The sequence below is a fragment of the Sulfitobacter sp. DSM 110093 genome (assembly GCF_022788715.1).
In the GTDB taxonomy this organism is placed as follows: Bacteria; Pseudomonadota; Alphaproteobacteria; order Rhodobacterales; family Rhodobacteraceae; genus Sulfitobacter.
The window spans coordinates 126,314-139,439 of the sequence record NZ_CP085170.1 but is presented as its reverse complement, the minus strand read 5'-3'; the positions used below and the strand labels follow the sequence as shown (position 1 = coordinate 139,439).

Here is a 13,126-nt window from a genome sequence, read left to right as displayed (position 1 = left end):
CGCTTGGCAGCATGAACAGGGAGATAATAATGAAACCGCGCAACCTTCTATTAACCTCGGCACTGGCGCTGACCTGCGCCGGCACCGTACAGGCCGAAACCTTCCGGCTGGGCACGAATGGCGATCTTTACGGCCTTGACCCGCACTCGATGACCGACAGCTTTACTGTGTCGTTCCTTAACCACGTCTATGAAGCGCTGGTGCGCTATGATGCTGACCTCAAGATCGAACCGGCCCTTGCAACGGGTTGGGAGCAGATCGACGAGACCACCGTGCGCTACACCCTGCGTGAAGGGATCAAGTTCCACGATGGGCAGGACTTCTCGGCCGAGGATGTGGTGGCATCCGTCAAACGCGCGGCACATGAGGACTCGCCCATTCGCGGCAATATCGCCGGGCTGGTCGATGCCAAGATGGTCGATGAGATGACCGTTGATCTGATGCTCGACGGGCCGAACCCGCTGCTCAACAACTTTCTAACAAACGTTCTGATCTTCGACAGCAGCTGGCTGGAAGAGCATAACGCGCTAGACCCGATTGACGCGCAAAAGGGCGAAGAGGGTTACACCACCTCAAACGCCAATGGCACCGGACCCTTCCGGTTTGAATCCCGCACACCCGACGCGCAGACAGTGCTGGCGGTGAACAACGATTGGTGGGACGAACCGCAACACAACCTGACCCGAATTGAGCTGAACCCGATCAACTCCGACGCGACCCGCGTAGCGGCGATGCTGTCTGGCGAACTCGACATGATCTTCCCCTCCCCCCTACAGGACGCCAAGCGCATTGAATCCACCGACGGCATGCATGTGCTCGAAGCGCCGGGCCTGCGCGCGATCATGATGGGCATCAACATGTCCGACAAATCCAACAACCCCAATCAGGACGGCAATCCGCTGCAAAAGGTCGAGGTCCGTCAGGCGCTGGTCCATGCCATCAGCTATGACCTGCTGCGCGACAAGATCATGCGCGGCAAGTCCCGCAATCTAGGTGGGCTGGTCGCCCCGCAAGTGCCGGGTTTTGACGAAGGTGTCGATGCGATCCCCGCCTATGACCCCGAGAAGGCCAAGCAGATGCTGGTCGATGCGGGCTATCCCGAAGGCTTTAGCTTTAACATGAACTGCCCCAATGACCGCTACGTCAACGACACGGCGATCTGTCAGGCGCTGGCCGCAATGTTCGCGCGGGTTGGTGTGAAGGCGGACCTCACGGCAGAGACCAAGGCGATCCATTTCGAACGCGCCCGCGCCAATGAAACGGATATGTTCATGCTCGGCTGGGCAACCCTTCCAATGCTTGACGGCTACTCGGTCCTCTCAGCTATGCTGCACACCCCCGGCGGGCAGATGGGCACATGGAATCCCGGCGGCTATTCCAACCCCGAGGTCGACCGCCTGACCAAAGCCGTGGCCACCGAGCTTGACGCCGAAAAACGGCAAGAGATGATGGTCGAAGCCTTCCGCATCGCGGACGATGAAGTGGCATGGTTGCCGCTGCACGCGCAGCCCCTATCTTGGGCAGCCCGCGATGCGGTGAAAATCCCCCAGACCGCAGACGATAAACCGCGCCTCTGGCTCGCCCGGATCGAGTAACTTACCCCGGCGGGCGACCTCCCCACGCCCGCCACCCTTTCCTTGCCAGCCGGAGGCCAGCATGTTTGCCTTTCTTATCCGCCGTATCATTCAGGCCGCGCTGGTGATGCTCGTCGTCGCCTCGATCGCCTTTCTGATGTTTCGCTTTCTGGGCGACCCGATTTCCAACCTTCTGCCCGAAGATGCCACCGTTCAGGACCGCGCCGAGATGCGCGAGAAGATGGGGCTGAACGACCCCGTTCTTGTACAATACGGGCGCTTTATCGTCGATGCCGCCCAAGGCGACTTCGGCCAATCCTACCGCAACAACCGCCCCGTCTCGGACCTTCTGGCCGAACGCTTCCCTGCCACCGCCGAACTGGTGCTGGTAGCGGCAAGCCTCGCGCTGGCGCTTGGCATCCCCTTGGGCATCTATACCGCGCTAAACCCGCGCGGCTGGCTGAGCCAGGGGTTGCAGGTGGTCTCTCTCTTGGGCATCTCAGTGCCGACCTTCGTCACAGGCATCCTACTCATCCTCGTTTTTTCCGTCACCTTGGGCTGGCTGCCCAGCTTCGGGCGCGGCACGGTGGTTGATCTGGGCTGGTGGACGACGGGTTTCCTCACCACTTCGGGCCTCAAAGCACTGATCCTGCCCGCGATCATGTTGGCGCTGTTCCAAATGACGCTGATCATGCGGCTGGTGCGCGCTGAGATGCTGGAGGTGCTGCGCGCCGACTACATCAAATTCGCCAAGGCGCGGGGCATTCCCAACCGGATGCTGCATTTTAAATATGCGTTGAAGAACACGCTGATCCCGGTCATGACGATCTTTGGCCTGCAACTGGGTGGCCTTATCGCCTTTGCCATCATCACCGAGACTGTCTTCCAATGGCCGGGCATGGGGTTCCTGTTCATTCAGGCGGTGAACTTCACCGACGTCCCCGTCATGGCCGCCTATCTGGTGCTGGTGTCCTTCATCTTTGTCGTCATCAACACGCTGGTCGATCTTTTGTACAACGTCGCCGACCCGCGCTTGCGGGCCGAAAGAACGCCCGCCCGCGGCGTCTGAGGAGCAGATTATGTCAAACTTCATGCCCATGCTGTACGCCTTCTGGGACAGCGATATCACCTACAGTTTCCGCAAATCGCGGGTGGCTGTCATCTCGGCGCTGGTGCTGCTGGCGATGTTCCTCACCGCGATCTTCGCCCCAAGCCTCGCGCCACAGGATCCGTTCAACATCGCAGAGCTGGACCTCTTCGACAGCGAATTGCCCCCGTTCTGGGTCGAGGGCGGCAGCAACGCTTATCTCCTCGGCACCGACACGCAGGCCCGTGATGTGCTGTCGTCGATCATGCATGGAATGCGGATTTCGCTGCTGGTCGGTTTCGCCAGTGTCATCCTCGCCGCTGTGATGGGGGTGGCGCTTGGTCTTCTGGGTGGCTTTCTCGGCGGGATCGTCGATGCGGTGCTGATGCGGATCGCCGATGTTCTGCTGAGCTTCCCGCCGATCCTCGTGGCGCTGCTAATCAATGGCATCCTACGCGGTGCCCTGCCCAGTTCGGCGCAGGCAGAGTCGGCGCTGATCGTGTTGATCCTGTCGATCGGCCTGACCAACTGGGTACAATACGCCCGCACCGTGCGCGGCTCGACCATGGTGGAACGCCGCAAGGAATATATCGAGGCGGCCCGCACCCTCGGCACCGGCAAGCTGGCGATTATGATGAAGCATATCCTGCCCAATGTGCTTGGCCCAGTGCTGGTGATCGCCACCATCAACCTTGGCATGGCGGTGCTAACCGAAGCGACGCTGAGCTTTCTGGGTGTCGGCATGCCGCCCACCCAACCCTCGCTCGGCACGCTGATCCAGATCGGCAATGAATTCCTGTTCTCCGGCATCTGGTGGGTCGTCGTCTTCCCTGCCGCGGCACTGGCGATCCTCGTGCTGGCGGTGAACCTGCTGGGCGACTGGCTGCGCGATGCGCTTAACCCCAAACTGCGGTGAGGTACCCCAATGTCACTTCTTGAACTGGACAATATCGTTGTCGAATTCCCCACCCGCCGTGGTCCGCTGGAAGCGGTCAAAGGGCTAAGCCTCGATCTCGATGAGGGTGAAATTCTAGGGCTGGTCGGTGAATCCGGTGCGGGCAAATCGATCACGGGTGCTGCGATCACCGGGCTGATCGAACCACCCGGCCTGATCCGCTCGGGCGAGGTGCGACTACGTGGGGAGCGGATCGACAACCTGCCCCCCGAAAAGATGCGCCGCATTCGAGGCAAGGAGATCGGCGCGATCTTCCAAGACCCGCTGACCAGCCTCAACCCGGTTTATACCGTGGGCGAGCAGTTGATCGACACGATGCGCGTGCATCTGGGGTTTGACCAGAAGACGGCTCGCCAACGCGCCATCGACTGGCTGGCCGAAGTCGGCATCCCCGCCCCCGAGGCACGGCTCGACCAGTATCCACACCAATTCTCTGGGGGGATGCGGCAACGGGTGGTGATCGCGCTGGCGCTTTGTGCTGAACCAAAGTTGATCATCGCGGATGAGCCGACCACGGCGCTTGATGTGAGCGTGCAGGCGCAGATCCTCGCCTTGCTGAAACGGCTCTGCCGCGAGAATGGCACGGCGGTGGTGCTGGTGACCCACGACATGGGCGTGATAGCCGAGACCGCCGACCGCGTCGCGGTGATGTACGCCGGGCGGCTGGTTGAAATTGGCGACGTCAAACAGGTCATCGAAGAGCCGCTGCACCCCTATACGCGGGGCCTCATGGCCTCGATTCCGCAGATCGGCAACCGCGACCGCCGCCTCACGCAGATCGAAGGCGCCATGCCCGGCCTGCGCAACCCCGCGCCCGGCTGCGCCTTTGCGCCCCGTTGTCCCCGGGCGATGGAACATTGCCACAGCATCCGCCCCGCGCCGCAAGACGCCGGCACCGGCCAAGTTGCCTGCCACCTTTATGGAGAGACAGCATGACCCCTCAAATCGCCCCCGATGACATCCTGAGCGTGCAGAACATCTCCAAACGCTTTGACGTGTCCGAACCCTTTCTTAACCGGCTGCTGGAGCGCCGTCCGCGCCGTATCCTGACGGCGGTGAACGACATCAGCTTTGACGTGCCGCGCGGCAAGACCTTTGCCGTGGTGGGCGAATCCGGCTGCGGCAAGTCCACCGTAGCGCGGTTGCTGATGGGGCTGCACACCCCAAGCGCGGGCGCAATCCGCTTTGAGGGGACAGACATCACCCATATGCCCCCCGGCAATCCCCCCGAACTGCGCCGTCGGATGCAGATGATCTTTCAAGACCCCTATGCCTCGCTCAACCCGCGCTGGCGGGTGCGCGACATCATTGGCGAGCCGCTGAAGAACTTTGGTATATGTAAGACCCGCGCCGAGGTGACCCGCGAGGTGGAAAAACTGCTGAGCCAAGTGGGGCTGAACCCTGCCGACGCCAAGAAGTTTCCGCATGAGTTTTCGGGCGGCCAGCGCCAGCGCCTCTCAATTGCCCGTGCGCTTACCACACGGCCCGAACTGCTGATCTGCGACGAGCCGACCTCGGCGCTGGATGTGAGTGTGCAGAGCCAGATCCTCAACTTGATGAAAGATCTGCAGGATGAGTTCAACATGAGCTACATCTTTATCAGCCACGATCTGGCGGTGGTCTGGTACATGGCCGATGTGCTGGCGGTAATGTATCTGGGCAAGATCGTCGAGGTCGGCCCGAAGGAACAGATTTTCGAGAACCCGCAGCACCCCTATACCCGGCTGCTGATGGAAACCGTGCCTAAACTCACCGTTGGCGGGACTGAGCGTGCCCCGGTGGCGGGCGAAGTGCCAAACCCGATTTCGCCCCCGCCCGGCTGCGCCTTTCACCCACGTTGTCCGTTGGCAAATGACATCTGCCGCAGCGTGTCACCTGAGTTGAACCTTCGGGCGGGCGGACAGAAATCTGCCTGCCACGCAGCGGACGAAGGGCGCCTGCCCGCATGGCTCAGACTGGCGGCGGAGTAACGCAATGGAGTTTGATTTCACTACCCTGCCCGAGCGCGACCGCTATCGCTTGCTGTCTAGCTTCGTCGCCCCGCGCCCCATCGCGCTGGTCACGACGCTTTGCCCCGATGGGGTGGCCAATGCCGCGCCCATGAGCTTTTTCAACGTCTTCTCACAAGAGCCGCCCATCGTGATCCTTGGCATCCAGACCCGGCCAGATGGCACGGTCAAAGACACGGTGAACAACATCAACGCCCGGCAGAGTTTCTGCATCAACATGGTCGACATGGCGCTGGCGCAAGCGATGATCACCTGCGGCATCAGTTATGAGCCGGACGTGGACGAGATCGCCACCGCCGGGCTGACCATGACGCCCGCCAGCCAGATCGAAGGGGGTTGGATCGCGGAAAGCCCCTGCGCCATGGAATGTGTGGTGGCCGAGACCATCCGCTACGAGCGGCGCGAGATCATTCTGGGTCGGGTCGTACAGATGCATATCCGCGACAATTGTCTTGATGACGCAGGCCGCTATGTGAGGCCCGAAAATTACCAACCTATCGCGCGGCTCCATGCCGACAATTACATCACCTCTGACAGACAGTTTGAACTGAAAGTCCCCACCCAGCATCCCACTGGCGTGAAACGGAAAGCCGTGCCATGAAAATTCACCTGATTAATCCAAACTCGACACCGGGCATGACCGATGCCATCGCTCGCACCGCCCGCGCCCATGCCGGGCCGGGGATCGAGATCATGGCTGCCACTGCACGTGGCACGCCGCCCAGCATCGAAGGCTACGCCGACGAGGCCCGCGCCGTGCCCGCCATGCTCGATGCCATTCTCGCCGCCGAGGCGCAGGGGGCGGTGGCCCATGTAATCGCATGTTTTGACGATCCGGGCCTTGATGCCGCGCGCGCCGTGGCAATGGGGCCGGTGATTGGACTGTGCGAGGCCGCGTTGATCGCAGCTGGCCGAATTACCAAGCGCTTTTCCGTGGTCACAACCCTACCCCGCGCCGTGCCGATCATCGAAGACCTTGGTGATCGCTACGGCTGCGGTCGCGGGCTTTGTGCGGTACACGCTGCCGATATCCCCGTGTTGGACCTTGAATTTGCGCCCGTGCAAACACTACCGCTGATCGCCCGCAAGATCCGCCAATCTGTCGAAGAAGACCGCGCCGAAGCGGTCGTGCTTGGCTGTGCTGGGATGAGCGCGCATCTGGAGCAACTGGGCCGCGACGCAGGCGTGCCGGTGATCGACGGCGTGGGCTTTGCCATCCGCATGGCCGCAGCGCTTGCCGCCACCGGATTGGTCACCGCCAAAACCGGTGCCTATGCCCTGCCCCGCGTCAAGCAACCCGCTGAACCGCAGCCGCGCGTCGCACCCCTTTCGTGATAAGACAGGACACCCCATGACCAAGCCCTTGCTGCTAAAAAATCTGCGTCTGATGGGCGCGGCCCAGACCGATGTCCTGATCGAGGGCGGGCGTTTCACCCGTATTGCCCCTCAGATCACCCCAAGCGGTAATATCACCATCGAAGACTGCGGCGGCGCGCTGGCCTTGCCGGGTCTTGTCGATGCCCATGCTCATCTGGACAAAACACTTTGGGGCATGCCGTGGCACCCTCACCAACAAGGCAAAAGCCTGCAACAGATGATCGACACCGAGCGCACGCTGCGCCATGAGCTTGACATGGACCCCGCCCGCCAATCGACGCGGCAGGTGGCGTTGGCGCTCTCGAAAGGCACCACCGCGATCCGCAGCCATGTAGATATCGATACAGATCACGGGCTGAGCTTGTTTGAAGGCGTTGCAGCGACACGTGAACGCTATGCCGAAGTGATGCAGATCGAAATCGTCGCTTTCCCGCAATCGGGTCTGATGATCCGCCCCGGCACGGTAGAGTTAATGGACCAAGCCTTGCGCAACGGGGCCGAGATTGTCGGCGGGTTGGACCCTTGCGGCATTGACCGTGACCCTAAGGGTCAGCTTGATGCGGTGTTTGGCTTGGCCGAAAAACACGGCAAACAGATCGACATTCATCTGCACGAGCCGGGTGAAATGGGCGCATTCAGCCTTGAGATGATCCTCGACCGGGCCGAGGCGCTGGCGATGCAGGGCAAGGTGACCGTGAGCCACGCCTTCTGCCTTGGCATGAACGATCAGGCGCGGGTGGCGGGATTGCTTGACCGGATCGCCGCGTTGGAAATCTCGCTGGCCACCACCGCGCCTGCTTCGCGCCCGGTGCCTTCGGTCGCGGCCTGCCGCGAACGGGGCATCGCGATCTGTGCGGGTAATGATGGCATCCGTGATACGTGGACGCCTTACGGCAACGCCTGCATGCTGGAACGCGCGATGCTTGTCGGCCTGCGCAACAATTTCCGCGCCGATGTTGAGGTCGCCTGGGCGCTCGACACCTGCACCACTGACGGCGCGCGGGTGATGGGGCTGGAGGGCTACGGCCTCACCAAAGGCAGCCGGGCCGATCTGGTGCTGGTGGATGTTGAGGCGGTGTCGGAAGCGATCACCCTGCGCCCGCCGCGCAGGTTGGTCATTTCCGGTGGGCAGATCGTGGCCCGTGATGGCGTGACGGAGGCGGCATGGCAAACGGCGTGAAGCGCACGGCTCTGACCGCCGCTTGGGTCGTCGGCCACGCAGACGGTCAGCACCGCCTCTACCGCAACGGTACAGTCGTCGTTGAAGGCGAGAAAGTACTCCACGTCGGCCATGACTTCGACGGCGAGGTGGCAGAAACCATAGATTTTGGAGAGACGCTGATCGGGCCGGGGTTCATCGACCTAGACGCGCTGGCTGACCTCGATACCACGGTGTTGGGCTATGACAACCATCCACCCGAACTCAAAGGTCGGGTTTGGCCAGAAAGCTACATGCAGGCTGGCCCGCGCGAGATGTACTCGCCCGAGGAACTGGCATTTCAAAAACGTTACGCCTTCACACGGCTTATTCGCAACGGCATCACCACCGCACTGCCCATCGCTTCGCTATTCTACCGTGCATGGGGAGAGACTGCGGAAGAATTCGACGCCGCAGCGGATGCAGCAGCAGACCTCGGGCTGCGGGTTTACCTCGGCCCCGCCTATCGCAGCGGCAATCTAGTGGTGAATGCGGAGCGGCAGATCGGTTTTCACTATGACGAAGCGCGGGGATTTCAGGGGCTTGCCGATGCCGAAGCCTTCATCACCCGCCATGAGAACACCCACAGCGGCCTGATCCGCACGATGCTGACGCCCGACCGGATCGAGACCTGTACGCCCGACCTACTGGCCCGAAGCGGTGCCGCCGCACGCGCCCATGACGTGCCGATCCGGTTGCATTGCTGCCAGTCCCGGCTGGAATACGATCTGGTGTTGCAACAGCACGGCAAAAGCCCGCTGGAATTGCTGCGGGACACCGCCTTCTTCGCCCCCGCAACGATCCTGCCACATGGGTTGTTCCTGTCGGGCATCAACGGGATCACCCATGGCGCGCCGGACCATGACATTCTGCGCCAATCGGGTGCGGCATTGGTGCATTGCCCGCTGGTAATGGCGCGGGGCGGTAAGGTGATGCGGTCCTTTCCACGCTTCCGCGACCTTGGGGTGACCATTGGCATGGGCACCGATACGCATCCGGCGGATATGATCCAGAATATGGCGCTAGGGGTGATGACCGCGCGCATTGCCGAAGGTAATCCGACCTGTGTGAGCGCTGCTGATTTCTACGATGCGGCGACCTTGGGCGGAGCGGAGGCGTTGAACAGGCCAGATCTGGGGCGGCTCGCCCCCGGTGCTGCGGCAGATTTGAATGTTATCCGGCTTGATAATCCTGCCATCGGGCAGCTCATTGATCCAATCCAGACCCTGTTGCTAAATGGCTCTGGAAGGGATGTGTCGGACGTGATGATTGCTGGCCAGTTTGTCATGCGAGATGGCATCATCCCCGGCGTTGACGAGGCGGATTTTCACCGCCGCACGCAGGCGCAGTTCGATGCGATGGTAGCCCAATACCCGGATCGGACGCTGTTCCATCCGCCGGTCGAGGAAATTTTCCCCACAAGCTATCCTCTAGGCTGACGCGCTGTCCCATGCTGTGCGGAAGGCCGCATACCTTTCGGCATAGGCCTCTTTGAGCGCAGGATTGGGCGCGATACTTTTGTTGATCTGGGGCGGTCGAATTACCTCTGCCTTCGCGGCATCGCCGCTGCCCAGTTTCGCAAGGCGCGCCGCCCCAAGGGCGGCGCCCTGTGCGCCGCTTTCCGGCACGTCGAGCGTCAAGCCAGTGATATCCGCGATCATTTGTAACCAAGTTTCAGACTGGCTGCCGCCGCCCGCAACGCAAACCCGTTCTGGCAAAGAGCCGCATTGCGCAAGCGCGCGACAGCAATCGGCAAAGGCGAAGCCGACCCCTTCCATCACGGCTTGGACCATATCGGGCAGCTCATGCGCGCGGCGCAGACCGTGGAAGGCACCGGTGGCATCCGGCGCGTTATGTGGGGTTCGTTCGCCAGAAAGATAGGGCAAAAAGGTGATCGGCGAGGGTTGGGTCACGTCTCGAACCATCCCCGCAAGCACCGCAGGCTTTTGCCCGGCGATCTGCCCCAGCCATGCCAGCGCATCCGTGGCCGACAGGATCACGCCCATCTGATGCCAAGTGTCGGGAACCGCGTGGCAGAAACTATGCACAGCGCTCTCGGTATTGCTCGCGAAACGGTCGGTTACGGAAAAGAGCACCCCCGATGTGCCGAGTGACAGAAACCCCTGCCCCGGTTCCACTAGCCCCAGCCCCACGGCGGTGGCCGCGTTGTCGCCCGCGCCACCCGCAACCGCGACGTTGCCGACGCCCCACTCTGTGGCAAGCTCAGCCCGAAGTCCTCCGGCCCGCGCGCTGCCTTCGACCAATCTGGGCATATGATCGCGGGTGAGGTCCGTGGCGGCGAGCAATGCATCAGACCAATCGCGCTTTGCCACATCAAGCCAAAGCGTGCCCGCCGCGTCAGACATCTCAGACACATGTTCGCCCGTCAACCAAAGGCCGACATAGTCTTTGGGCAGCAAGACTTTGCGAACCTGCGCGAAAACCTCAGGCTCATGTTTTTGCACCCACCGCAGCTTGGGCGCGGTGAAACCTGCCATGACGATATTGCCGCCTAGCCCGCGAAAATCGGCGCGTGCTTCCAGCTCCGCGCATTCGGCGTGGGCGCGGCCATCGTTCCACAAGATTGCCGGGCGCAGGGGTCGGTCGTTTGCGTCAAGCAAGGTTGCCCCGTGCATCTGGCCCGACACAGCAATGCCGCGCAGCGCTGCGAAGTGCACAGGGGCCGCCGTGCGGACCTGCGCAATCGCGGCCTCGCAGGCGGTGATCCATGATTGGGGGTCCTGCTCGCTCCACATCGGGTGCGGGCGCTGGACCTCCAACGGGGCATGACCCTCGGCCAAGGCCCTTTGGCCTTCGTCGATCAAAAGCGCTTTGACGCCCGAGGTGCCTAGGTCCAAGCCGAGATAGGTCATGCGGTACTCATTACTTCACAAGTGGGAAATTGCCACCGGCAGCCTGCCGGTGGCGCTGTTCATCAGAACGGGCTGTCGGGATAGTAGAAATCCATCGCGTTCTCTTGCGTCACCAACACCGAGCCGATCACGAATGTGCCCGACACCGGCGCGTTGGAGGTGAGGCCCACGGCGGTCAGTTCAATCGCGGTGGCGATCATCGACGGCGGATAGGTCACATTGGCCGGGATCATCGCGTCGCCATCGGCTGTGCGTTTGATCATCTCTTTCATACCAGCACCGCCGAGCACGAATTTCACGTCATCGCGCCCCGCGGCTTCGATCGCGGCCAGAACACCAATCGCCATGTCATCGTCCGAAGCCCACACCGCGTCGATGTTGGGATACTTCGACAGGAAATCCTGCATCACGGTAAAGCTGTCGTCGCGGTTCCAGTTGCCGTGCTCCATATCGAGCACGTTGATCCCGGCGCCTTCGATGGCAGTGTTGAACCCCTCGACGCGCTCGTTATCGATGGTGGTGGGGATGCCGCGCAGCACGACGATGTCGCCGCCGTCGGGCATCTGCTGGGCCATGAACTCACCCGAGACCTTGCCAAAGCCGCTGTTGTCACCCGCAACATAGAGGTCTTGGATCCCCTCGACCGAGAGACCACGGTCGACCACCGTCACCCATGCACCGCCTTCGGCCACAGCCTGCACCGGCGGGGTCAGCGGGTCGGATTCGAACGGCAGCACCACCAGCGCGTCGATGTTGCGCGTGGCGACCATATCTTCGATATCATTCACCTGCTTGCCGGGGTCCGACGCGGTGGCGAGGACGAAGTCGAGATCGGGATAGACCTCTTCCAGCCGCTCGACGGTTTCCTTGGCGTGGAAGTTCATGCCCCCCGCCCAGCCGTGGGTCGCCGCCGGGATCGAGACGCCGATGACTTTGGTCTCTTGGGCAAAGGCGCCCGTACCGACAGCCGTGGCCAGCGCGGTGGCAATGAATGTTTTGGTAAATGTCATTTTTGCTCCTCCCATGAAGCGTTCAACTACGGCTTAAAGCGCCGTCTTCCTTTCGCGCTGTAGGATCACAGCGAGAATGATGATAATCCCTTGGATCGCCCCGTTGAGATATGGCGATACGAAATCGGTGAGGTTCAGAATATTGCCGATGAGGCTTAGGATCAGCACGCCGATGACCGTGCCCCAGACCCGACCGAAACCGCCCTTGAGCACGGTGCCGCCGATGATCACAGCGGCAATCGCCTCCAGCTCCCACAGCACCCCGGTCGAGGCCGAAGCCGAGCCGAGGCGCGGCACATACATGATCGTGGCGATGCCCACCAAAATGCCCAGAGCGGCATAAGAGATCAGCCGCGTGCGGTTAACGTTCACATTGGAATAATGCGCGACATGTTCGTTGGAGCCCGTGGCGGCGCAGTGGCGGCCATAAACGGTGCGCGACATGATGATCTCACCAATGATGACCACCAGCGCAAAGACGATGATCGGCCAACTGATCCCGAGGATGCCGTCGAAATACACGGGCCGATAGAAACTGCGCAGCCCGAAATCGAGCGACAGGGTGCCGCCATCGGCCAGCCACGTCACCAGCGAACGGTAGATGCCCATGGAGCCAAGCGTGACGATGAAGGCCTCAATGCCAAGGGCGGTGATCAAAAAGCCGTTCAACAACCCCGCCAGCAGCCCCGCGACGATGGCCGTGAACATCCCCAACAAGATGATCGGCACGCCAATCCCAAGGCTGGGCAGCGCCGCGTTCATCACCAAGATCATCAGCCCCGCGATAAAGGCCGCCATCGACCCGACAGAGAGGTCAAGCCCCCCGGCGGTGATGACAAAGGTCATGCCCACCGCAATGATCCCGATGAAGGCCGAGCGCGCAAGCACGTTGGTGATATTCGCCGCACTCAGGAAGTTGGAGTTCATCAGCGCGCCGATGACCAAAAGGACGATCAGCGCGATGATTGGCCCGAGGACGGACATCGACGGCATCCGGAAGCTTTTGGTGTGAGGTGTGGTTACATCTGTCATCTTCGGTTTCC

Annotated in this window: 12 protein-coding genes; 9 read left to right on the top strand and 3 right to left on the bottom strand. The window is 61.7% G+C overall.

Going from position 1 to position 13,126, the window contains the following annotated elements:
* Window positions 1-29 precede the first annotated feature (29 nt).
* The 9 genes from DSM110093_RS20100 (at window position 30) to DSM110093_RS20060 (ending at window position 9,639) form a co-directional block, all read left to right on the top strand.
* The gene (locus DSM110093_RS20100; RefSeq protein ID WP_243268126.1) at window positions 30-1,595 is read left to right on the top strand and encodes an ABC transporter substrate-binding protein; all 1,566 of its coding nucleotides are present in this window, start codon (window positions 30-32) and stop codon (window positions 1,593-1,595) included.
* 61 nt (window positions 1,596-1,656) lie between these two features.
* Window positions 1,657-2,643 carry an ABC transporter permease gene (locus DSM110093_RS20095; protein WP_093928663.1) on the top strand — a complete coding sequence of 329 codons (987 nt, stop codon included), beginning with the start codon at window positions 1,657-1,659 and terminating at the stop codon, window positions 2,641-2,643.
* 10 nt (window positions 2,644-2,653) lie between these two features.
* The gene (locus DSM110093_RS20090; protein ID WP_243268124.1) at window positions 2,654-3,577 is read left to right on the top strand and encodes an ABC transporter permease; all 924 of its coding nucleotides are present in this window, start codon (window positions 2,654-2,656) and stop codon (window positions 3,575-3,577) included.
* A 9-nt stretch (window positions 3,578-3,586) separates the two neighbouring features.
* A complete protein-coding gene (locus DSM110093_RS20085; RefSeq protein WP_243268122.1) occupies window positions 3,587-4,552 on the top strand; it encodes an ABC transporter ATP-binding protein in 966 nt (321 codons plus the stop codon).
* Entirely contained in the window at window positions 4,549-5,586 is a 1,038-nt protein-coding gene (locus tag DSM110093_RS20080; protein WP_243268505.1) for an oligopeptide/dipeptide ABC transporter ATP-binding protein, read from the top strand. The genes DSM110093_RS20085 and DSM110093_RS20080 overlap by 4 nt, the downstream gene beginning before the upstream one ends.
* A gap of 4 nt (window positions 5,587-5,590) precedes the next feature.
* Window positions 5,591-6,226 (top strand): flavin reductase family protein, encoded by a 636-nt coding sequence (locus DSM110093_RS20075; RefSeq protein ID WP_243268503.1) that lies wholly within the window; start codon window positions 5,591-5,593, stop codon window positions 6,224-6,226.
* A complete protein-coding gene (locus DSM110093_RS20070) occupies window positions 6,223-6,960 on the top strand; it encodes an aspartate/glutamate racemase family protein (RefSeq protein ID WP_243268500.1) in 738 nt (245 codons plus the stop codon). The genes DSM110093_RS20075 and DSM110093_RS20070 overlap by 4 nt, the downstream gene beginning before the upstream one ends.
* Window positions 6,961-6,976: 16 nt before the next feature.
* Window positions 6,977-8,182: an amidohydrolase family protein gene (locus tag DSM110093_RS20065; RefSeq protein WP_243268499.1), complete on the top strand. Its 1,206-nt coding sequence runs from the start codon at window positions 6,977-6,979 to the stop codon at window positions 8,180-8,182.
* On the top strand, window positions 8,167-9,639 hold the full coding sequence (locus tag DSM110093_RS20060) for an amidohydrolase family protein (protein WP_243268498.1): 1,473 nt from the start codon (window positions 8,167-8,169) through the stop codon (window positions 9,637-9,639). Before DSM110093_RS20065 ends, DSM110093_RS20060 begins: the two co-directional genes overlap by 16 nt.
* Here DSM110093_RS20060 and xylB read toward each other — a convergent pair.
* The 3 genes from xylB to DSM110093_RS20045 all read right to left on the bottom strand — a co-directional run bounded on the left by xylB (window position 9,631) and on the right by DSM110093_RS20045 (window position 13,115).
* Entirely contained in the window at window positions 9,631-11,073 is a 1,443-nt protein-coding gene (xylB, locus tag DSM110093_RS20055) for a xylulokinase (RefSeq protein WP_243268496.1), read from the bottom strand. The genes DSM110093_RS20060 and xylB overlap by 9 nt on opposite strands.
* A 62-nt stretch (window positions 11,074-11,135) precedes the next feature.
* A complete protein-coding gene (locus DSM110093_RS20050; RefSeq protein WP_243268493.1) occupies window positions 11,136-12,083 on the bottom strand; it encodes an ABC transporter substrate-binding protein in 948 nt (315 codons plus the stop codon).
* Between the two features lie 33 nt (window positions 12,084-12,116).
* Window positions 12,117-13,115: an ABC transporter permease gene (locus DSM110093_RS20045; protein ID WP_243268491.1), complete on the bottom strand. Its 999-nt coding sequence runs from the start codon at window positions 13,113-13,115 to the stop codon at window positions 12,117-12,119.
* Window positions 13,116-13,126: the final 11 nt, after the last annotated feature.

Bases quoted from the DNA above. Each gene is read 5' to 3' on its own strand.
- DSM110093_RS20100 (WP_243268126.1), top strand. From the start codon at position 30: ATGAAACCGCGCAACCTTCTATTAACCTCGGCACTGGCGCTGACCTGC.
- DSM110093_RS20095 (WP_093928663.1), top strand. From the start codon at position 1,657: ATGTTTGCCTTTCTTATCCGCCGTATCATTCAGGCCGCGCTGGTGATG.
- DSM110093_RS20090 (WP_243268124.1), top strand. From the start codon at position 2,654: ATGTCAAACTTCATGCCCATGCTGTACGCCTTCTGGGACAGCGATATC.
- DSM110093_RS20085 (WP_243268122.1), top strand. From the start codon at position 3,587: ATGTCACTTCTTGAACTGGACAATATCGTTGTCGAATTCCCCACCCGC.
- DSM110093_RS20080 (WP_243268505.1), top strand. From the start codon at position 4,549: ATGACCCCTCAAATCGCCCCCGATGACATCCTGAGCGTGCAGAACATC.
- DSM110093_RS20075 (WP_243268503.1), top strand. From the start codon at position 5,591: ATGGAGTTTGATTTCACTACCCTGCCCGAGCGCGACCGCTATCGCTTG.
- DSM110093_RS20070 (WP_243268500.1), top strand. From the start codon at position 6,223: ATGAAAATTCACCTGATTAATCCAAACTCGACACCGGGCATGACCGAT.
- DSM110093_RS20065 (WP_243268499.1), top strand. From the start codon at position 6,977: ATGACCAAGCCCTTGCTGCTAAAAAATCTGCGTCTGATGGGCGCGGCC.
- DSM110093_RS20060 (WP_243268498.1), top strand. From the start codon at position 8,167: ATGGCAAACGGCGTGAAGCGCACGGCTCTGACCGCCGCTTGGGTCGTC.
- xylB (WP_243268496.1), bottom strand. From the start codon at position 11,073: ATGACCTATCTCGGCTTGGACCTAGGCACCTCGGGCGTCAAAGCGCTT.
- DSM110093_RS20050 (WP_243268493.1), bottom strand. From the start codon at position 12,083: ATGACATTTACCAAAACATTCATTGCCACCGCGCTGGCCACGGCTGTC.
- DSM110093_RS20045 (WP_243268491.1), bottom strand. From the start codon at position 13,115: ATGACAGATGTAACCACACCTCACACCAAAAGCTTCCGGATGCCGTCG.